The organism is Microbulbifer yueqingensis (genome assembly GCF_900100355.1).
Taxonomy (GTDB): Bacteria; Pseudomonadota; Gammaproteobacteria; order Pseudomonadales; family Cellvibrionaceae; genus Microbulbifer; species Microbulbifer yueqingensis.
The window spans coordinates 357,900-380,060 of the sequence record NZ_FNFH01000002.1 but is presented as its reverse complement, the minus strand read 5'-3'; the positions used below and the strand labels follow the sequence as shown (position 1 = coordinate 380,060).

The 22,161-nt window shown below is 61.8% G+C and carries 10 protein-coding genes; 9 read left to right on the top strand and 1 reads right to left on the bottom strand.

Going from position 1 to position 22,161, the window contains the following annotated elements:
• Positions 1 to 14: 14 nt before the first annotated feature.
• The 9 genes from BLT26_RS05460 (at position 15) to BLT26_RS16730 (ending at position 20,766) form a co-directional block, all read left to right on the top strand.
• Positions 15 to 512 carry a tetratricopeptide repeat protein gene (locus tag BLT26_RS05460; protein WP_245720601.1) on the top strand — a complete coding sequence of 166 codons (498 nt, stop codon included), beginning with the start codon at positions 15 to 17 and terminating at the stop codon, positions 510 to 512.
• Entirely contained in the window at positions 509 to 823 is a 315-nt protein-coding gene (locus tag BLT26_RS05455; protein WP_245720600.1) for a hypothetical protein, read from the top strand. Before BLT26_RS05460 ends, BLT26_RS05455 begins: the two co-directional genes overlap by 4 nt.
• An 87-nt stretch (positions 824 to 910) precedes the next feature.
• Positions 911 to 1,681: a MotA/TolQ/ExbB proton channel family protein gene (locus tag BLT26_RS05450; RefSeq protein WP_091509840.1), complete on the top strand. Its 771-nt coding sequence runs from the start codon at positions 911 to 913 to the stop codon at positions 1,679 to 1,681.
• On the top strand, positions 1,681 to 2,277 hold the full coding sequence (locus BLT26_RS05445) for an ExbD/TolR family protein (RefSeq protein WP_091509835.1): 597 nt from the start codon (positions 1,681 to 1,683) through the stop codon (positions 2,275 to 2,277). Before BLT26_RS05450 ends, BLT26_RS05445 begins: the two co-directional genes overlap by 1 nt.
• Positions 2,274 to 2,822, top strand: a complete 549-nt coding sequence (locus BLT26_RS05440) for an ExbD/TolR family protein (RefSeq protein ID WP_245720599.1) — start codon at positions 2,274 to 2,276, stop codon at positions 2,820 to 2,822. Before BLT26_RS05445 ends, BLT26_RS05440 begins: the two co-directional genes overlap by 4 nt.
• Positions 2,823 to 2,831: 9 nt before the next feature.
• The gene (locus tag BLT26_RS05435; RefSeq protein ID WP_091509830.1) at positions 2,832 to 4,205 is read left to right on the top strand and encodes an AgmX/PglI C-terminal domain-containing protein; all 1,374 of its coding nucleotides are present in this window, start codon (positions 2,832 to 2,834) and stop codon (positions 4,203 to 4,205) included.
• Between the two features lie 300 nt (positions 4,206 to 4,505).
• On the top strand, positions 4,506 to 14,954 hold the full coding sequence (locus BLT26_RS05430) for an isopeptide-forming domain-containing fimbrial protein (protein WP_175453032.1): 10,449 nt from the start codon (positions 4,506 to 4,508) through the stop codon (positions 14,952 to 14,954).
• A gap of 8 nt (positions 14,955 to 14,962) precedes the next feature.
• Entirely contained in the window at positions 14,963 to 20,182 is a 5,220-nt protein-coding gene (locus BLT26_RS05425; RefSeq protein ID WP_091511005.1) for an OmpA family protein, read from the top strand.
• Between the two features lie 134 nt (positions 20,183 to 20,316).
• Positions 20,317 to 20,766 carry an REP-associated tyrosine transposase gene (locus tag BLT26_RS16730; RefSeq protein WP_091511002.1) on the top strand — a complete coding sequence of 150 codons (450 nt, stop codon included), beginning with the start codon at positions 20,317 to 20,319 and terminating at the stop codon, positions 20,764 to 20,766.
• Between the two features lie 258 nt (positions 20,767 to 21,024).
• Here the strand turns inward: BLT26_RS16730 and BLT26_RS05415 are convergent, their stop codons facing one another.
• Complete coding sequence (locus tag BLT26_RS05415; protein ID WP_091509822.1) at positions 21,025 to 22,050, bottom strand: zinc-binding alcohol dehydrogenase family protein; 1,026 nt, start codon at positions 22,048 to 22,050, stop codon at positions 21,025 to 21,027.
• Positions 22,051 to 22,161: the final 111 nt, after the last annotated feature.

The window sequence follows — 22,161 nt, the reverse complement described above, 5'->3', positions numbered from 1 at the left end:
CCCGTCAGGAGAAGGTGACCGATTACAGTAATGTCCGGGTCTCCGGCGGTGTCAGCCGGGATTTCGAGGAAGCGGTACAGCTGCTTCACGCCGAGCAGTATGCGGAGGCTATAGCCCTGCTGCACGACGTGCTTGAGCGTGAACAGCGATTGCCGGCCCCGTACGTCAACCTTGGTATCGCCTATTACAAAAGTGGTGACCAGAAGCACGCCGAAGAGTCTTTTTTGCAGGCGCTGGAAATCGACCCGGGACACCCGGTGGCCAATAACGAGCTGGCCGTACTGTACCGGAAGCAGGGCCGGTTCGAGGAAGCTCGCAAAATATATACCGACGCCATTGCGACCAATCCGGAATACAGTCCGCTAATAAAAAATTTTGGCATTTTGTGTGATCTCTATCTGCAAGATCCCCAGTGTGCTCTGGCACAATTCAACCAGTACCTGGCGTTAAACCCTGAGGACAAAGAAGTAACCATCTGGGTTGCCGATCTCAAGCGGAGGGCTGGAAGGTGAAGGCAAAATTTAATTCCCTGCACACCGGTGCATTCCTGGCACTGCTCGTTTCATTCTCCGTGGCGGTGCAGGCGCAGGAAGAGGGCGCGGCCAAAAAGGTCGATAAAGAGATCAAGGAGCTTTCCGGTATTTCCATTATCGGCAATAAGGAAGCACCAAAATCACTTTATATCGTGCCTTGGAAGAGTTCCGAGGTCGGGGTGGAGACGGACCTGGTGTCCAGCCTCATGGATGACAGCCTCAAGCCGCTCGACAAGGACGTGTTTACCCGCGAACTCGAGTTCTACGAACTGAGTCTTTCCGAAGAATAAAAACCTCCCGGAAGGCAGGGAGCGCCTGCCGGGTTCTCATCCAATAGATATCGAAGCTTACTGCAGTATTTTTCAAGAGGGTTAGTGATGGACTTTTTCAACAGCGTAATCGCGTTCTTCCAGACTGGTGGTGCATTCATGTACCCCATTCTCGTAGTGTTCGCGCTGGGGGCCGCGGTGGCCGTTGAGCGCTATATCCGTCTTGTCTACGAGCGTCACACCAACCGGGCCATGTGGGACAAGCTGCAGCCGGTGCTTACTGCTGGAGACTTCGATCGCGCCCGTGAGATGGTCAAGCAGGACAACTCTGGCGTCAGCAAACTCCTCTCCATGGGACTTGCACGCCAGGGCGCGGTACGCCGCCGTGAGGACATTGAGATCGCGATGGAAGAGAGCATGATGGAGATCATTCCACAGCTCGAAAAGCGCACACCCTATGTGGCCCTCTTTTCAAATATCGCAACCCTCCTGGGTCTGCTGGGTACCATCATGGGCCTGATCGAGGCCTTTACCGCGGTGGCCAATGCCAACCCCGCCGAAAAGGCTGACCTGCTGTCCGCCAGTATTTCCGTGGCGATGAACACCACCGCATTCGGCCTGATGGTTGGTATCACCCTGCTGATCGTCCACGCACTGCTCAACTCCCTGACCGGTGAAATCGTCGACAGCCTTGAGATGGTTTCCGTAAAGGCCCTGAACATTATTTCGATTTCCACCCGCCGCCGCGGCGACACCAAGCCAGACGAGCAGCCGGCTGCAGTCGAGGCAGCTGCCGAGGGGGCTGAGGCCGGCGACGACGATGAGCCTGAATCCCAGGAGCAAGCCGGGCAAGAAGAAGCGGAAGTGGAAAAAGCGTAATGAGAAGCAGGCGCCACGGGAGAAGTAACGAAGCTCCGGAACTGGACATCACCGCCTTCCTGAACCTGATGGTGGTGCTGGTGCCGTTCCTGCTGGTGTCGGCGGTTTTCTCGCGGGTCACCATCCTGGAGCTGAACATGCCGACCGGAGCAGGCGGCGGCGCACCGGACGACCCGGCGATCACGGTAGAGGTCGTGGTACGTAGTGACAAACTTGAAATCAGTGACGGCGAGCAGGTCATCGCGCGGTTCCCGAACCTGAACCAGACTGAAGCGGATAACCCGGATGCTGAGCCGGCGGCCGACGCTGTGCCACCAGAGGGCGAGGCAACTGCGGACGCCGGCCTGGTTCCGACCAGGGAGATCTACGACCTGAAGAAGCTCAGTGAATTCCTACTCAAGGTCAAGGCGAATTATCCGGACAAGACCGACTCGATCATCCTGATGGAGCCCGACGTTGCCTACGAGCACCTGGTCGGCATCATGGACACCGTCCGGGGCGCCGAGGTCCGCCGCGAGGGCAGCGACCCCGATGATCCGGAGTCAGTCGAGCGAGTTGAGCTGTTTCCGGATATATCGATAGGAGATGCGCCGTGAGACATGAAAGCCGACGCATGAAACGCATGTCCCGGAGTCGTCGACGCAAGGCTCCGGGCATGAACCTGACCTCATTGATGGATGTGTTTACGATCCTGGTGTTCTTTCTGCTCACCAACACATCCAGCAACGAGGCCCTGGACCCGCCAAAGGTGATCACCCTGCCGGACTCGGTGGTGGAATCGAAGCCGCGCGAGACTGTGACCCTGATGGTCACTGATAAGGAAGTGCTGGTCGAGTCCAGGCCGGTGATGAGCACCGAGGAACTGATAGGGACAGAGGAAACTGTTGCCGAGCCCATCAAGGAGGCGATGGTTGCGGAAATGGGTAAGGCCATCAAGGTTGCTGAGGCCGAGGCCGCGGAAGAGGCCGCTGCAGCAGCCGATGGGTCCGCAGAGGAGCTGCCCCCGGAGCCCCCGGAAGTAAACATCCTCGCGGACAGGACCATCCCCTTCAGCCTGCTGAAGAAGGTGATGTCGAGCTGTACCGAGGCCGGCTACACGCGGATCTCTCTGGCAGTAATTCAGAAAGCATCTCAGGGTTAATGGAAGTTCGTGAGTAATTTAGACCAACAACAGCAGGCGGTCAGCGGCGAACTGGAAGAGGTGCGCCGCAGGATTCGTGGACTGGAAGGCGAGCAGGCCCAGATCGAGGGCAAGCTCGCGGACCTGGCCCGCGATGCCGAAGAGCACCAGCTGCTGGCCGAGATCTCCGAAAAGCTCGCCAGGCTCGAAGAGATGGGCCGCGGCGACATGTTCTGGGCCGACGACTACAGTGAGATCGCCTCGCGGACAGTCCTGGAGCGCGCCCAGCGCAAGGTCAATGTATACCACACCAATGTCGAGATGCTGGAAGAGCGTCGGCGGCGGGTCCAGGAAGAGATAGAGGACTGTGAGGAAGAGATCCTCTACCTCGATGAGCGGGCCGAACAGCTCCGCCGGGCTGAAGAGGAGGCCAGGTTCGAGTTCGAGGTGACCCGCGAGCTGGAGCTGTCTGACAGCCGCGTACCGGTGATGCCCTGGCACAAGCAGAGCGAGGACGACCAGCGCTTCCGCCGTTGCGTGCTGATCTCCCTGCTGCTGGCCCTCTTCCTGGGCTATACGATACCCATGTGGACTGTACCGGAGCCGGAAGACGAGGTGGTCGAGATCCCCGAGCGCCTGGCGAAGCTCGTGATCGAGAAGAAGAAGAAGCCCAAGCCTCCGCCCGAGCCGGAGCAGCCCAAGAAGAAGGACGAGAAGAAGCCGGAGCCCAAGAAGGAGAAGGTGGCCAAGGAGGAGCCCAAGCCGTCCAAGATCGAGAAGAAGCAGGCCCGCAAGAAGGCCGAGCGTTCCGGGGTGCTGGCCTTCAAGGACAACTTCCAGGACCTGATCGAGGACGATCTCGACAACCGCCTGGGCGAGCGTACCCAGCTCAGCACCGCGGGCAAGAAGGAAAACGCCAGCCAGCGTTCCCTGATCACCGCTGCGGCGAAGAGCGACAGTGGCGGCATTGCCAGTGCCAACATCAGTCGCAACGTCGGCGGAACCGGTTCCTCGATGGAAGGCGTGGCGTTCTCGAGGGTTGAGAGCTCCATTGGCAGCGAGGGTGACTTCGCCGGCGAGGAGCGACCGCTCAGTGATGGTGCCGGACCCTCCCGGACGGACGAAGAGATCCAGATCGTCTTCGACCGCTACAAGGCGTCCCTGTACCGGATCTACAACCGCGAGCTGCGCATGAATCCGGCGCTGCAGGGCAAGATGGTGCTGAAGATCACCATCGAGCCGGATGGCTCCGTGTCGGCGGTGAGTGTCGAGTCCAGCGATATGGATTCCCCGACACTCAACAGCAAGATCACGGCGCGGGTGAAACGGTTCAACTTCGGGCCCAAGGCCGGGGTGCCGACCATCACCATCCTCTACCCAATCGACTTCCTGCCGGCCGGCTAGGCAGTCGATCGCGGCTCCACCCCTCTCCCGCTTGCGGGGGAGGGGTGAGGGCTTCTGCCGAGGTGCCCTCTCGATTCCGGGCGGCCTCCGCTCTCTTAAGAATGTGCCTCAAGTTTGCCTGAGAACTACTTGGCAAACCTCGAAAAAACTCCCTCCGAAGAAAGTAATTTAGACCTGCTTCACGGCCTCTCCCGGCGCCGCTGGATAAAGTCCGCTCACCGGGCAGTGTCCGCCCGTAATCCGTGCCCACAACCGTTGGGCAGAAAATGATCACCCTGGTGGCGGCTGAAAGTGACGATGATGTCAGAAGTAATTGGACTGAAATCTCTGAAAAAAGGGCTTGCTGGCTTTGTTGGCGGCGTTCGTTCGTCAATATCCAGGTTTGCTACGCCGCTACTTTTCGGCTTCATGCTGTCGCTGCCATTCAGCCAGGTGGTCCTGGCCGATTCATTCAAGGTCTCTGACTTCGAGACTGTGCCCGGCAGCCCGGGTACGCCCGACGGCTGTGTGATTGACGGGCCATTTGCGACCACCACCGACGGCACCAGCCGCACCATGGCGCCCGACGACCAGCTTTCCATCGACCGGTCGTGCACGATCAAGAACTTCAGCTGCGATATCCCGCTGAATTCAACCCTGAACTTTGCCGGCGCCCCCGACGGCACCCTCATTGTTTTCGATAGTGTCTGCTACGGGGGTAACTTCGCCTGCGCCAACGTCGAGGGCAGCGTTTCCGTATGGGCAGTGAACGGCTCGGACTTCAGTTCCGTTCGCGAGGGCTGCCAGAACCTCGTGATCCCGGTCGAGAAGATCGAGAAGCAGGCCGAGGACCTGGACGGCAACCCCATTTCCTCGGTCACGATCGGGGTGCCGTTTGTCTACACCCTGGATGTGCCCGTACTGTACGACCCCGTCAATGGCACAGTCCTGCAGACCGCCGGCTCACTCAACGACATCGATTCCATCAGGATCTGGGATGACCTGTCCAGCGGCACCCTGGGCGTGGACCTGAGCCTGCTGGATATCAGGGCCTATTACGAAGATACCACCGGTACCACGACAGAGATGTCGCCGGGCGACTACTCCGTCAGCAACAGTGGCAACTTTAATGACCCCGGAATACTTACCTTCGAGATCCGCAATCCCTCCACGCTGCCCGCCGGTGCCCAGGTGCACTTCGAAATTGAGGTTGTGCTGGAAGAATCCGGGCTCAATACGATAGGCAAGTTGTTCACCAACGTCGCCGAATGGGAGTTCGCCAGGGTTATCGATGGCACTCGTTACGACCCGCTGCCGGGTGAAAACGGTATCGCCCAGTTGCTGAGCATCTCCAGCCCCGACCTGGTCATGAACAAACAGACCAGTGCCACGGCGGTCAACTTTGCCGATACGCCGGAATACACCCTGAGCGTGCAGAACGTCGGCGGTGCGCCGGCCTGGAATATAGAGATTGAAGACGAGTTGCCGGTTGGCATGCGCGAATTCGACCCGACGACGGCGCCCATCACGGTAACCAGGGCCGGTGTCGCGCTGACAGAGAATACGCACTACCAGGTCGGTTACGACACGGCGTCCGGACTCCTGACCCTGGAGTTGCTGGATGCGGCGGGCGGCCTGGGGCCGAACGAGATACTGGTGATCACCTACAGTAGCCAGCTGGATTCACCGGCGGGCGACCCGCCTGCGAACGGGGACCAGCTGACAAATGTTGCCTCGGCGGTAGCCTGGTATAACGATTCGACGGCCAATCCCGATCGCGTTGGATACGTGGGCCAGCGCGATGATGGCACCGTGGGAATCGATGACGAACAGGATGCGGCGACGATCGAGGCCGCCCTGTCCGGCTACTACTTCGAAAAGACCGTCAGCAATGTCACAACGGGTGAATCGCCGACGACGACCGCAGCGCCCGGAGACCGGCTGCGGTACCGGTTGCGGTTGTTCAACCTGGACCAGGATATTTACAACGCACAGATCACGGACCAGCTTGACCCGGCCAGCTTTGACCTGGCTTCAGCCACAGTCGACCAGTCAACCTGTCCATCAGGAGCTGTGTGCGCAATCGATGGTTCGGGTCTGCTCTCCATCACCGGTGACCTCGACGTTCTCCCCGGTACCGCTCTTTCGTCCATCGAGGTGGTCTTTGAGGTAAATGTACTCGGCTCGCTGGCGAACGGCGAGGTGGTCAGCAACCAGGCCCAACTGGAGGCCGCAGACCAGGATACGGGCGGGAATACCCTGACCGCAGTCAGTGATGACCCGAATGATGCGGAGGGTGTGGTCAACCAGGCGGATCCGCAGGGCGAGACGGCGAACCCAACTGATATCACCATCATTTCGCCCGGGCGCCTGATAAAAGACGGCCCGGCGGACACCAGTGTCACGATCGGTGAGGTGTTCGACTATACCATCACAGTGCCGAGCAACCTGGTGGACGCGCCGCTGTACGATGTGCATGTGCTCGACAGCCTGCCGTCCAATCTCGAGTTAGTAAGCGCCAGCGCCCTCGTCGGCGGTACCACCTATAACCTGGCCAACACCGGTACTGCCACCGAACTGGTACTGGAAGAGACTGTCACCGGACTCGATATTCCTGCCAACGAGCAGGCGCTGGTGACACTGAAGGTACGGTTGAAAAACCAGATCGACAACCAGGATACGACCGCGCCCTTCGTTAACACGGCCAGTTACACCTACAGCCGTACCCAGGGCGGGCTCCAGACTGACGACGCGGGCACGGAAGATAGCGCTCCTGCCATCACGATTGTAGAGCCGGACCTGACCGCCCTGAAGACGGTGACCAATGTTACCCGTGGCGGCACCACGGCGGCGCAGGGCGGCGATATTCTCGAATACACCGTTGAACTGGCGAACGCCGGCAGCTCCACGGCCTACGACGTATCCATCACCGACACCCTGCCGGCGGGGCTGACACTGGAGCCGGGGACCGCCGAAATTACCTTGGGCGGAACGACTACTCTTGTGGAGCCGGGAATCAGTGGCAGCCTGCTGACCTGGGGGCGTGCCAATGGCGACGATTCCCTGGATATCCCGGTTGGGGAAACCCTGAGGCTTGTCTACCGCGTGAATGTCAGCGGCGTCGATGGCAGTGACCTGGTAAACAGTGTGCAGGCCGACTGGACCTCCCTTGATGAGGGTAGCATCGAGGAACGCACCGGCAGCGGTGCCCCGGATGAGGCGGCCCTGAATGATTATTTCATCACCGCAACCAGCACCCTGGCCAGCATCGACACCACCAGCCTTGCCAAGGCCGTGATCGACGACACCTGGAACAGCGGTATCGCCACCACCGCCAATACCAATGCCCGCGCCGGCGATACCATCACCTACCAGTTGACCCTGACCCTGCCGGAGGGGCTGACTCGGGATGTGACCGTTACCGATGTTCTGGAACCGGGCCTGGCATTTGTCGATGTAGTCAGCATCAACGGCGTTACCAGCGCACCGTATGCTGGCAATGGTGTGTTCAGCCACGCGGATATTCCGGCATCAAGTGTGCCGGCGGCCGACCAGACAGGAACCCTGACCTGGACCCTCGGTGATATCACCAACGCTGCGAACAACGATCCGTCTGATGACCAGTTTGTGATTGTGTATCGTGCGCGGGTGCAGCACGGTCCCGCCGAGGATCCGGCGCCGACGCCGACCAGCACCATCCTAAACAACCAGGCTACCCTCGGCTACACCTTCGCCGATGGGACTGCCACTACGACGGCGCCCGATGGGGCCAGTGTGGAGGTGTTGCAGCCGCAGATCACCGAACTCACCAAAACCGGGGTGGTGGTGCCGGATGATGGTTCCACTATTGGCGATGGCCAGTCAGCGGCCACGGCCTACGTGGTGGATATTGCCACCGACACCATGGATTTCACCCTGCAGGCCTGTAACGCCGGCGAAGGCCCGGCATATGGGGTGCGACTCACCGACGACCTGCCGGCAGAACTGGATGAAACTTCCATCAACAGCGTGGCCGTGGCCATTGATGGCGCGGCCCTGGCTGCGGGTGACTACACCTACACCGCGCCTGCCGCCCGGGATGGCAGCATGGTATTTACGCTGGATGTCCCGCTGGAGGCATCCAGCTGTGTGACGGTAGGCTACAGCATCGGCTTCCATACCGATCTCGCACCGGACCAGGTCTGGTCCAACGTGGCCAGTCTCGACGCCTACTGGTCGCGGGAAACCCGCGATAGTGCCAATGCGCGCGAGTACATCGCCATTAACCCGGTGGCGTCTGACAGCGTATGGATGACCAACAGCTTCGAGGTGGCAGCTCCCACCAAATCCGTGTCGGTATCCGAGGCGACCATCGGTGAGGAAGTGGTGTATACCATCACCGTACCGGGCACGCCGGTGAACGCCGCACTGAGCGGAGTGACCGTCACCGACCTGCTCGACCCGGCACTGCAATATGTCGACGCTTCCGTGGCACTGGATGGCAGCGCGCTCGGCGTCGGCACCAACCAGAACGGCCAGGAGCTGAGCTGGGCCATCGGCACCATTCCCGCCGGCCAGCAGGCGGTGATCACCCTCACCACCTGGGTGGCGAACACCCAGAACGTCAATGCCGGCATCGCGCCGGTAGGCAATACTGCCTCTTACACCTACCAGTCGGGAGGCGTGGAGGTCGATGGGGGCAGCAGCACCCAGGTGGAGTTCACCGTGGTGGAGCCCGACCTGGCAATGGCGAAGAACGTCGCCAACATCACCAATCCCGGCCAGCCGGCGGCGAGTGGTGATGAACTCGAATACACCCTGACCCTCACCAATAGCGGGACTTCAACGGCCTTCAATACCAATATCGCCGACACGTTGCCTGCGGAGCTCAGCTTCATTGCTGGCTCTGCCAGTGTAACCCTCGATGGCGGCGCGCTAGCCGGCTTCAACAGTACACCGCAGGTTAGCGGGGACACACTTACCTGGGGCCGGGATAACGCTGATACGTCACTGGCGATTCCGGCGGGCAGTGTACTGGAGCTGACCTACCGGGTGACCGTGGATACCATTACCGCGCAGGATATCGTCAACAGTGCGTTGGCAGACTGGACGTCGCTGGATGGTGCCTTCGCGGGCAATCGCGAGCGCACCGGGGACGGCTGCCCGAATATCACCGCACCCAACATCTATTGCACCGGGGCACAGAGCGGTCTGGGGGTCGATTACAGCATCGACCTGACGAAGGCCGCCACCGGTGACAGCTGGAATGGCGATGGCAATCTCCGTGTGGGTGACACCGTCGAGTACACCCTGACGCTGGCCCTGGTGGAAGGCACCCACAACGACCTGGTACTCAGTGACAGCCTCCCGCAGGGCATGGCCTTTGTGGAGATGGTGAGTGCCGACTACTTCGGCACACCGCCGGCAACCCTGCCGGCCCCCGATGTCAGCGCCGACCTGCGCACGGTAACCTGGACGCTGGACGAAGTGACCAACCCGGTGGATGGCGACCCGGCCAACGATTACCTGACAATCGTCTACCGGGCGCGGGTACAGAACGGCGACGTGCTGGGCCAGGAGCCCACCACCCAGTCGCTGACCAACACCGTGACCCTGAACTATCCGGTGGGCGGGGTTCAGGCGGCACCGCTGACTGCCAGCGCGACGGTGAGTGCGCTGCAGCCGTTGCTGGCGGTGAGCAAATCAGCCGTGACTTCCGTCGACGGCGATGCCGTCATCCGGGCTGGTGAGACGGCCACCTATACCGTTGATATCACCAACAACGGCGCCGCACCCGCCTACGACACGGTACTGGTGGACACCCTGCCGGTGGGCCTGCGCCAGGGCGGTGTCACCCATGTCAGTGCGACGCTGGTCAGTAGCGGCACGAACGTTGCGGTGACGCCGACGTTTGACTCGGCCACAGGTACGGCGACCTGGGACTTCGACCCGGCGACCAATGCGGCGATCAACCCGGGCGAGACCCTGCGGGTAGTCTACACGGTGACGGGTGACAGCGACCTGGGTGCGGGTATCACACTCACGAACACCGCACAGGTACAGCGTTATTATTCCTTCGATAACGCGCAGCCTCCGGTCAACAGCAGTGTGGACTGGCGCGAGGAGTATGGTCCCTCCGAGGTGGCGACATTCGACCTGACCACACCGGTTCCGGGCGTGCTGGGCAAGTCCACGGCTCAGGATACCGTCGCCATCGGTGAACAGCTCACTTACACGATTACAGTGCCCGAGGTGCCGGCTGATGTGGCGCTCCAGGATGTGCGTATCCACGATGACCTGTCTGCAACCGGCGTCGACCTGGGCTTTGTCTCCGCGAGCCTGGGTGGTGTCGCCCTCACCAATACCGGCACCGTCGACAACCTGGTGCTGGTTGATAACAATGGCGGTATCTCTATCCCCGCCGGCGGGCAGGTTGAGGTGCTGGTTACCGTCGAGGTACTGAACACCGCAACCAACCAGGCCCGGACCGAACCGTTTGTAAACCACGCCTGGTACGACTACGACAATGGCACCGCGCGCTTGGGTGACGATGCCAGCACCGGCGCGGATGCGAACCCGGTGACCATCGTGCATCCGGAACTGGTGGTGGAAAAGACCGGCCCGGCATCGATCAGTGTCAGCACACCGGAAAACTTCACCCTCACCGTGCAGAACACCGGTGCGTCCAGCGCATGGAACGTGACCCTGACCGACTGGCTGCCCAACCCGACCCCGGGCGGTATCTGTGATACCCAGCCGGTAATCCAGTCGGCGGCTATCCAGAAAGCGGATGGCACCTCGGTAAGCCTCGCTGCGGCCGATTTCGCCGTGAACTTTATCGCCGGCGACCCGACCTGTGAATTTACCGCGACGCTGCAAACCGATGACGCGCTGGAGCCCGGCGACCGCCTGACCCTGGATTACCAGGTGGCCCTGGACGAGGACAATATCCACAACAGCACCCTGGTGAATATCGCCGGTGCCACCCAGTGGTTCAGTGCCGGTGCATCGTCTTCCGAGCGCTTTGCCTACCAGCGCCAGCTTACCGATGGCACTCCGGGCGTGGTGGATCACCAGGATAGCCACGAGTTTGTTGTGGAAGGGGCGGTGCTGGAGACCCGCAAGACGGTGTTCAATGTAACCACCGGTCAGTCCGGTGCGACCGCAAGCCCCGGCGATCGCCTGCGATATAGCATCGAAATCCAGAACACCAGTGACGTACCGCTGAGTGATTTCACCCTTCTGGATGAACTGGATCGCCTCAATGCCAGCGCGATGTTCGAGCCTGGCACACTCGGGGATGTACAGGTATCTAGTGGTACTGTAGCTGTCACCGATAATGGCGGGGCCAGGGGTACCGGCCTGCTCGAAGTCAGTAACCTGCAGATCGAAGCCGCCGGCCAGGTCAACGATACCGTGACCGTGGTTTTCGAGGCCACCCTCGCACCGGTAATCACCAGCGGCACCGTGGTCCTGAACCAGGCCCAGCTCAGTATTGGTGGCGAGCAGTTCGGCGTGAGCGATGACCCCGCGATCGGCGGCACCGAGGACCCCACCGAGACCCTGATCAGTTCCGAGCCGCTGTTCGAGGTGGAGAAGACCTCACAGGACCTTTCCGGCGATGCGGCTGTACTGTTGCCCGGCGAAACCCTGCGCTACACGCTTACAGTGACCAATATCGGTGGCGAGGATGCCATCGATATGGTGCTGCGCGACCAGGTACCGGCCAATACTACCTATGTCGCCGGCTCCACCACCCTGAACGGGGCCGCGGTGGCAGATGAGGCCGGCACCACGGCGCTGGCCGCCGGTATGCCTGTAAATTCCCCCGGCGAGGCGGACGGCGTGTTACTGGCAGACCCATCCGGCTCCCGCAACGGCGCCGCTGTGGTTACCTTCGATGTCACCATCAATGACGTCAACGAAGGCACCCTGATTTCCAACCAGGGCTTCCTAAACGGGGGCGGGGCGGGCAGCGGATCGTCGAGTGAAACACCATCCGACGACCCGGCTACTGCCACCGTGGACGATCCGACCGTTGACGTAGTCGGACAGGTGGCCTCGCTGCGGACCCAGAAAACAGTCGCCATCTCCAAGGACGGCACCACTGCCGGTATTCTCGACCCGCTCGACACCCTGACCTATACCATTACCGTCACCAATATCGGCGGCGTGGATGCGACCGGCGTCGTCTTGACCGATGAACTGCCGGCCAACACCACCTATGTGACCGGCTCTCTGCAGGTGAACGGCAGTCAGGTCGACGCAACCGCGACCCAGTTGCCATTGATTGGCGGGGTGCCGCTTCCTTCCGAGGGGGCAGTCCTTGCTGTGGATGAGACGGTGACCGTGACCTTTGACGTGACCGTTAATGACGGTACACCCACCGGGACGGTTATCAGCAACCAGGGCGAGGTTACAGCCGACGGCCTGCCGCTTACGCTGACCGATGCGGATGGCAGCCCCTCCAACGGGGCACAGCCCACCGAGATCGTGGTGGGCGATGCCCAGCAGCTCTCCATCACCAAGGAAGTGGCCGTGGTCGGTGGCGGTGCCGCCGAGGCCGGTGCCACGCTCGAGTACCTGGTGCGCGTTACCAATATCAGTACTGTACCGGCCAGCAACGTGGTGATCACCGATGACCTGCTGGCAGCGGGCGACGGCGTACTCACCTATGTTGAAGGTTCCGCAGCACTCGATGGACAGGCTGCGGGTATCAGTGTGAATGGTTCGGTAATCAGCGCCGACTTCGGCACCACCTACGGTGACCTGGCAGCGGGCGACTCTGCGCTCCTGCGCTTCCGCGCCCAGCTGGGAGCGGACCTTGAGATCGGCAGCACGGTCCTGAATACCGCGTTCGTGGATTGGAATGACCCGGCCAGTCGCGAGGAAGCCAGTGTCGCAATCGATATCGGCGGCACGCCGGGAACGGCGAACCTGGCGGGTTATCTCTGGCGCGATACAGATTTTGACGGTGAGCGCGAGACCGAAGAAGAGCTGCTGCCCAACTGGACAGTGGAACTCTACCGGAACAACGCCTTGCTGGAGACTGCGCAGAGTAACGAGGACGGCTACTTCCAGTTCACTGGCCTGGTGCCCAACGATATGGACGGCTCTGGCTATGAACTTCGTTACAGCGCACCCGGTGCTGGTTCGAATACCGCATCGCTGGGCAATGCGGACTCCGACTTCACCAACGGCCCGCAGCGCATCAGTGAAATTTTCGTGGCATCCGGCTCCAGCCTGCAGGACCTGAACCTGCCGCTGGCACCCAACGGGGTGATCTATGATTCCGTCCTGCGTGCGCCGGTAGCTGGTGCGGTGGTCACCATGCTGCGCGCCTCTTCAGGAGCAGAGCTTCCGGACAGCTGTTTCGATGACCCGCAGCAGCAGGGCCAGGTCACCCAGGCCGGCGGCTATTACAAGTTCGATCTCAACTTCAGCAGCGCTGCTTGCCCGGCCGGGAGCGATTACCTGATCCGGGTCGAAATGCCGGGTGAGGGCTATGTGGCCGGCGAATCCGCCATCATTCCGCCGCAGACCAACACGGACAGTGCAGGCTTTGATGTGGCCGCATGCCTCGGTAGCGGTGCCGACGCGGTACCCGCCACGGCGGAGCATTGTGAAGCCCAGGCCTTCGCCACAGCACCGTCGATTGACGTGGATGCCCGTAGCCCGGAGACGCATTACTACCTGCGCCTGCGACTGGATGACAACCGGGTACCGGGTGAAAGCCAGCTGTTCAATAACCACATCGCCGTGGATCCGCAGCTGGACGGTGCCCTGTCGATCACCAAGACAGCATCGATGCTGAATGTCACCCGCAGCCAGCTGGTGCCCTACACCATCACCTTCAGCAACACCACCGGGGTGCCGCTGGCGGACCTGCAGCTGGTGGACTTCTTCCCGGCCGGCTTCAAGTATGTCGCCGGGTCAGCGCGCCTCGACGGTGAGGCCGTGGAGCCGGAGGTGAACGGGCTCGAACTCAGCTGGTCCGGTTTGCGGATTTATCCGGAGCAGACCCGCAAGGTGAAACTGCTGCTGGTGGCCGGTTCCGGGGTGGGCGAGGGCGAGTACGTCAACCGCGCTCGACTCTTCCAGGGCCTGTCCGGCCAGCAGCTTTCGGGTGAGGCCTCTGCGACCGTGCGTGTAATACCAGACCCGACCTTCGACTGTACCGATGTGATCGGCAAGGTGTTCGATGACAAGAACATGAACGGTTACCAGGACACTGGTGAGGGCGGGGTGCCGGGTGCGCGGGTGGTGACGGCCACCGGCCTCAATGCCACCACCGACGCCCACGGCCGGTTCCATATCACCTGCGCGGTGGTGCCGAACCAGGATCGCGGTTCCAACTTTGTGCTGAAACTCGACGATCGCAGCCTGCCGAGTGGCTACCGCCTGACCACGGAAAACCCGCGGGTCCAGCGCGCCACGCGCGGCAAGATGATCAAGTTCAACTTCGGCGCCGGCCTGCACCGTGTGGTGCGCCTGGACCTGGCCGAGGCGGTATTCGAGCCGCGCACCACCGAGCTCCGCCCGCAGTGGCACTCGCGCACGGAACTGCTGCTGGAAAAACTGGCAGAGGCACCTTCGGTGCTGCGCCTCTCATACTTGGCCGAGAATGAGGACCCGGCCCTGGTGGAGCGCCGCCTGCAAGCAATCAAGGCCGAGGTGGCCGAAGCCTGGGCGACCGAGTATGGCGACTACGAACTGACTATTGAAACCGAGGTGTTCTGGCGGCGCGGCGCGCCCCCGAGCCGTGGCGACCTTCTGGGAGGATGGGAGTAATGTCCTCTATGCAAAATAAAAAGCATGGCGCCTGCGCGCAGGCTTACACAGATAACACCATTATGAAGCCCCAGTCCCCCGCGATGGCCATGCGCCCGCTGGCCCTGGCGGTGGCTGCCATCCTGGCCTTGCCGCTGCAGGCCCAGGAATCCGCAGCGCCTGCGGTGGCCACTGAACCTGAACCGGCCTGGTGGGAGGTCTGGAAGCAGGTGCCGGGACTGACCACGGACGTGGAAACCACGGCGGAATATACCGAGCAGCCGGTGGGCAACAACACGGAGACCATGACCCTGGGACAGCCGCGCAGGCAGTGGGTGCAGGATGCCTCGATGTTTGTCGAGGCGATGGAGCCGGTGGTTGAGGAGAATGCAATCGGGCCACTGGTGTATGACAGTGTCGATGATGAGGTCAGCGAGGAAGCGGTTGCCGCATTGCGCGAAAGACTGGCCGAGCTCGGCGATGTGCACAATATCCGCCTGCACTTTATCGGCCACACCGATGCCGACCCCCTGACGTCCCAACAGCTGGCAGAGTATCTCGACAAGGAGGAATTCTCGCGGGCGCGGGCGAAACTGGTGGCCGAGTTCATGCAGCTTTCCCTCGACCTGCCCGATGACTCGGTGTCTTTCGAGGGCCGCGGCGATGCCGAGCCGGCGATGGAAAACATCACCTCGGTCGGGCGGGCGCAGAACCGCAGGGTGGAAGTTCGGCTGTCTTACGATGAGCTGGATGAGGAATCCCGCGCGGAAATGCAGCGCTCCCAGGCAATGGAGCTCAACCGGGTCAAGGTGTGCCGCCAGGAAACCGTGTGCCGGCTGCGCTACGTGGATGGCAGCGAGCAGCGTGCGCGGGTCAAGAACCTGGTCTCTCCACTACGCTGGCAATCGGGCCAGGCGGACCTGCCGGAGGCGTTCATTCGCCGTATCCGCGAGGTACGCGCGCAGATGGCTGACCGCCAGAACCTGGTGGTGCATTTTGTCGGTCATACCGACGGCCAGGCACTTCCGGAAGGCCCCGCGGAACTCTACGAGGACCAACAGGCACTCTCCCGCGCCGAGGCGCGCCGCGTTGCACTGGCGGTTCGTGATGCGCTGGGACTGCCCGCCTACGCGGTAACCTTCAGTGGCAAGGGGGCCACCCAGCCGATCGCCGCCAACGACACCGCCAAGGGCCGGGCGCTGAACCGCCGGGTCGAAGTGGAATTCTGGTACGACGACCTGATGGAAACTGCCGGCGACGGTATCCAGGCCTGCCCTGAGAACGCCGGTGCCGAGACCATTACCATCGCCCATGAATCCCCGAATACCACGCTGCCCACCGTCCGCTTCGAGCAGGGTGACCCGGTGATTTCCGCGGGCCAGCTGGCGGCCATCCGCAGTGTGATGGACGAGGTGTCCGACAAGGCAAATGTGCGCGTAAGTTTCGTCGGTTACACCGACAACGAGCGCATGGAGCGTCGTGAAGCCATGGTCTACGGCGACGATGTGGGTCTCTCCCGTGCGCGGGCACGCCGGGTGATGGAGCAGGTACAGGAGCAGCTCAGCCTGTCTGATGAGCAGGTGGAATTCGAGGGGCGCGGCTACGTGCAGTCAGACGACGTCGTCTCCTCCGGATTTATCGACATGGGCGGCGCCCGGGTCGAAGTGCAGGTACTCTACGATGAGCTGGCCATACTGGCGGAGCAGGACCGCCTGGCGATCGAGCGCATTGACCGCGAAGCAGTGGCCAATAATCCTTATGCGTTGAACCTGATGCGTATCACGGTGGATGGCAGCCCCGAGTACGACCCCTACCGGAATTCCGCCGACCTGCAGCGCTGTACGGACCTGGCGCTGGAGCAGGCCAATATCCAGTTCCGCTTCGACAACCAGAAAATGACACCGCGGCTGAATGTCAGTGCCTGGCCGACTACGGTGCGCTATGCGGACGATCCCGAAACCGAGGTGGACGACAGCCGCGTCGAGTTCCGGAGCTATACCAACTACCCCGCCTTTATCGAGCGCGCGGAAGTGCGTGTGTTCGAGGAGGAGCAGTCGATTCGCGATGAGCCGGTGGCCGTGGTCCCGCTTGATAGTAATGGCCGGGGTGGCTGGAGCGCGGATATGGAAGCGTTCGAGGCGCCGCTGAAGAAACTCCAGTACCTGCTGCGCGTCTACGACGAGGATGGTCGCTACGACGAGACCAAACCCCAGACCCTGTGGCTGGTGGACCAACTGGATCCGCCCTTGCAGGAGACCGACCCGGAAGAAGAGTTGCTGGTGGGTTACGGTGAGAATCGCCTCGCCCGCCAGGGTATCCCGCTCGACGGCAATTCAGTGCTGGTGAACGGGGCACAGATTCCCGCTGACCACACCGTGTGGGTGGCGGGCCGGCCGGTGCCGGTGAGTGAAAGCGGCGAGTTCGTGGCTGAAGAGATTTTCTCCCGCGGGCTGCACACCGTCGAGGTGGCAGTGCTGGACGAGCAGGGCAATGGCGAGCTGTTCCTGCGCGACCTGCGCTTCCGCAACAACGACTGGTTTACTGTGGGTATCGCCGACCTCACCATCGGCCTCGATGACACCAACGGCCCCGCAGCCCTCGTGACCGGTGACGAGACCCACTATGACAACTCGGTAAGTTACGACGGGCGGCTGGCGTTCTACACCAGCGGCGACTTCGGCGAGGGCTGGAACCTGTCGGCCAGTGCGGACACGGAAGAGGGTCCGGTGGACCAGCTGTTCTCCAATTTCATGGAGAAATCCCCTGATGCGCTGTTCCGGCGCCTGGATTCCGACCTGTATTACCCGACCTTCGGTGACGACTCCACCGTGGTGGAAGACGCGCCGACTTCCGGCAAGTTCTACGTCAAGCTGTCGAAGTACGACGATTACGGCATGTGGGGTAATTTCAAGGCGTCCTACACCGATAACGAGCTGGCGCATATCGACCGGGCGCTCTATGGTGCGAACGCACACTTCGAGACGGACGACGTCACCAGTTTTGGGGAAAAACGCTTCCAGGTTGACGGTTTCAGTGCCGAGCCGGGAACCATTGCCGGGCGCGACGAATTCCGTGGTACCGGTGGTTCCCTGTACTTCCTGCGCCACCAGGATATCCTCGCCGGCTCCGAGCGGGTGCGTATCGAGGTGCGGGACAAGGATTCCGGCCTGGTGCTCGGGGTCAAGAACCTGACGCCGGTGATCGACTATGACGTGGACTATATCCAGGGACGCATCCTGCTGAACCGGCCCCTGTCGGCGATCGCCAGCGACAACCAGCTCGTCCAGGATGGTGCCTACAACGGCAACCCTCAGTACCTGGTAACCCGCTATGAGTACACGCCCGGGTTCGAGGAAATGGACACCCTGGCGGTGGGCGGCCGCGCCCATTACTGGCTGGGCGATTATGTCAAACTCGGGCTGAGCGGATCACAGCAGGATGAGGAGGACAATGAGTCCTCCCTGCAGGGCGTCGACCTGACGCTGCGTGCGAGCGCCGGTAGCTGGGTGAAGCTCGAATCCGCTACCAGCGAGGGCAACACCCTCAACAGCGTGTCTTCCTACGACGGCGGTTTCAGCTTCAACCCGGCCGTCGGCGATAACTTCAACAGCGTCGATACCCTGAACCCTGACCCCAAGGCCAGCGCGAATAAAATTGAGGCCAGCCTGCATCTCGGCGACCTGTTCGAGGGCGCCCGTGGAACCGGTACCTTCTATCATCAGGAGCGGGAGGCGGGCTTCGCCGCCCCGGGCCAACTGGTGAACCAGGATACCGTCCAGAGCGGTGCCAGCGTCAACCTGCCGATCGGCGAGCGCTTCGACGTCGGCGTGAAGACTGACCAGCGCGAACAGGAACTGGGATTGCAGACCTCGGCGGTGGACCTGTCCGTGGGCTACCGCATCAACGAGCGCTGGCGGGTTACCACCGGCGGGCGCGCCGATACCCGCGAAGATCACTCCCCGGTGGTGGCGCCCACCCAGACCCAGGGCGATCGCACCGATGTCGCCGTGGAGGCGGCATACAATTCCGGTGCCGACTGGAGTGCCTTCGGTTTCGTGCAGCGCACCATGGAGGTTACCGGCAACCGCGACGAAAATAATCGCGTTGGTGTCGGCGGCGCCTACCGGGTAAGCGAGAGGCTGACGCTGGATACAGAGCTCTCCGAGGGAGACACCGGAACCGGGGCGCGGCTGGGCACCGATTACCTGGTCAGTGACCGGACCAATGTCTACCTGAACTACACCCTCGATAATGAGCGCACCGATACCGGTGTGCGCGCGCGCAAGGGCAACATGAGCAGCGGCTTCCGCAGCCGCTACTCTGACAGCCTCAGCGTGTATGGCGAGGAGCGCTACACCCACGGCGACGTCTCCACCGGCCTTACCCACGCGCTCGGTATGGACCTGGCCCCCAGTGACCGCTGGCACTACGGCACCAGCATGGAAGCCGGCACCCTGGAGGATCCCCGCACCGGCGCCGAGACCCAGCGCCGGGCAGTGGGTGCCAACGTGGGCTACAGCACCCAGGCGGTTCGCGTTTCATCTGCGGTGGAGTACCGCACCGATACCATGGAAACGCCGGTGGACGCCGAAACGGTGACGGAGAGCGAGCGCCAGACCTGGCTGATGAAGAACAACGCCAGCTACCAGATGAGTCCCAGCTGGCGCCTGGTGGCCAAGCTCAATTATTCCGACAGCAAGAGTTCCCAGGGACAGTTCTACGACGGCAAGTTCACCGAGGCAGTGATGGGCTACGCCTATCGCCCGGTGGACAATGACCGCCTCAACACGCTGCTGAAGTACACCTACTTCTACAACGTTCCCACGGCGGGCCAGGTGACGGTGGAAAACACCGCGGCCGAGTTCATCCAGAAAAGCCATATTTTCTCGGTGGACGCCAGCTATGACGTGAGCCGGCGCTGGACCCTCGGTGCCAAGTACGCCTACCGGCTGGGCCAGCTGAGCCAGGACCGCGTGGATCCCGAGTTCTTTGACAGTCGCGCCAGCCTGTACGTATTGCGCGCCGATTGGCACTTTGTGAACAAGTGGGACCTGCTGATCGAGGGGCGTATGCTCGACCTGCCGGATGCCCAGGACCGCCGCAGCGGCGCCCTGCTGGGTGTCTACCGGCATGTGGGCAAGCACCTGAAGGTGGGTGCGGGCTACAACTTCACCGACTTCTCGGATGACCTGACCCAGCTGGATTACGACAGCCAGGGTGTCTTCATCAACGTGATCGGCAAGCTCTGACAAAATCGCCTGCAAGCAGGCTCCTACGGGAAACCATGTAGGAGCCTGCTTGCAGGCGAACAACAAGAACATATCCCCGCCATAAGCAGCCGTTACTGATGTAATGATTGTTCGGTGCGAACAAAAATAAGGGGATGAATCAGCGACCCCACGGACATCGCCTGCGCCTGGGGCGGCATAGCGAGCCTAATCGAATCTACCTGATTACCGCGGTGTGCTACCGGCGGCGGCGGGTATTTGCGGATTTCTGGCGTGGGCGGGCCTTTGTAGCTTCACTGCGTGAAGTTGAAAACTCTGCTTGTACGCTCTGCTACGTTGTGATGCCTGACCATATTCACTGGTTAATGCAGCTCGCGGAAGAATCGAACCTCTCCCAGACTGTTCAAAAGGTTAAGGCCCTCACGACCATGTTGCTTCGAGATCGATGGCATGGCCAGGTCTGGCAGCGAGGCTTTCACGACCACGCCTTGCGCTCAGAAGAGGATGTTCGGGAGGTTGCCCGCTATCTCGTCGCCAATCCTCTCAGGGCGGGCCTGGTAAGTTCGGCGAGATATTATCCGTTGTGGGATGCAGAGTGGCTGTAACCCCCGTCGTAGGAGCCTGCTCGCAGGCGACTTTGCGGAGCCCTTTCGCCTGCAAGCAGGCTCCTACGGACTGACTTTTTGCCCCCCGCCAAAACAATCTTTCCGATTGTGTGTCCGCTATCTCGCCAATCCTTTCCGGGCGGCTCTCGCAGGCTCACCGAGGTTTTAACCGTCGCGGAGGCAGAGTGGCTGGAGCCTCGTCGTAGGAGCCTGCTTGCAGGCGACATTGGGAAGCGGTTCCGCCTGCAAGCAGGCTTTTTACCACCCCGCCAAAACAATCTTGCCAATCGTGTGCCCGCTTTCTATCAGCGCGTGCGCCTGGCGCAGGTTGGCGGCGTTGATCGGTTCAAGCACCTGGTTAACGGTACTTTTCAGGACCCCCTCATCAACCAGTCGCGCGATTTCGTTGAGAATTTCCCCCTGTCGCTGCATATCCGGCGTGCGATACCTGGAGCGGGTGAACATGAATTCCCAGGCGAAGGTGGCGCTTTTGCTCTTCAACAGGTTGAGGGGCAGGGGATCGCGGTTGTCGACGATGCCGCAGATGCGTCCCTGCGGGGCAATGGCATTGGCCATCGCGTTCCAGTGCTGGTCGGTATCGTTGAGGCAGAGGATGTAATCCACCGTATCGAAGCCGTGTTCCTGCAACTCGCGGTCGAGAGGGTGGCGGTGGTTGACGATATGGTGGGCACCGAGCTTCTTGGTCCAGACACTGGACTTGGTGCGCGACGCGGACGCAAGCACCTTCAGGCGGGCTACGTGCCGCGCCAGCTGGACGGCCATGGAACCCACGCCGCCGGCGCCGCCGATGACCAGGATGCTTTTGCCGGCGTCCTCCCCGGTGGTGGAAATGCCCAGGCGCTCGAACAGCGCCTCCCAGGCAGTCAGGCCGGTCAGGGGCAACGCGGCCGCGGAGGTGAAGTCGAGGCTTTCGGGCAGGTGCCCGGCGAGCCGCTCGTCCACCAGGTGCATTTCGCTGTAACAGCCGGGACGGGTGATATCGCCGGCGTAATACACCCGGTCACCCGGGCGGAAGTTCTCCACTTCCTCGCCGGTATCAATCACCTCCCCGGCGGCGTCCCAGCCGAGAACCTGCGGCGTTTCCGACGGTTTTTCGGCGCCCTCTCTCGGTGCCCGCACCTTGGTGTCCACCGGGTTGACGGCTATTGCCTGCACTGCCACCAAAATGTCGCGTGGCCCGGGCCGCGGGCGGTCCAGGTAGACGTCGACAAGTGACTTCTCGTTTTCGACTGGCAGGTACTGGTACAACCCGATCGCTTTCACTGGCGCTGCTTCCTTTCTGGCAGGTAGGGGGGGCGGCCGCAGGAAGGGAAACGCACCGGGGGAATGCCGGCCCGTCTCCCTGGATTCTCCCGTCGCCCGGCAGTCCTCAGG

What these genes read in the sequence shown, in the direction of transcription:
- BLT26_RS05450 (WP_091509840.1), top strand. Translation starts at nt 911, where the DNA reads ATGGACTTTTTCAACAGCGTAATCGCGTTCTTCCAGACTGGTGGTGCA.
- BLT26_RS05445 (WP_091509835.1), top strand. Translation starts at nt 1,681, where the DNA reads ATGAGAAGCAGGCGCCACGGGAGAAGTAACGAAGCTCCGGAACTGGAC.
- BLT26_RS05430 (WP_175453032.1), top strand. Translation starts at nt 4,506, where the DNA reads ATGTCAGAAGTAATTGGACTGAAATCTCTGAAAAAAGGGCTTGCTGGC.
- BLT26_RS05425 (WP_091511005.1), top strand. Translation starts at nt 14,963, where the DNA reads ATGCAAAATAAAAAGCATGGCGCCTGCGCGCAGGCTTACACAGATAAC.
- BLT26_RS16730 (WP_091511002.1), top strand. Translation starts at nt 20,317, where the DNA reads ATGAATCAGCGACCCCACGGACATCGCCTGCGCCTGGGGCGGCATAGC.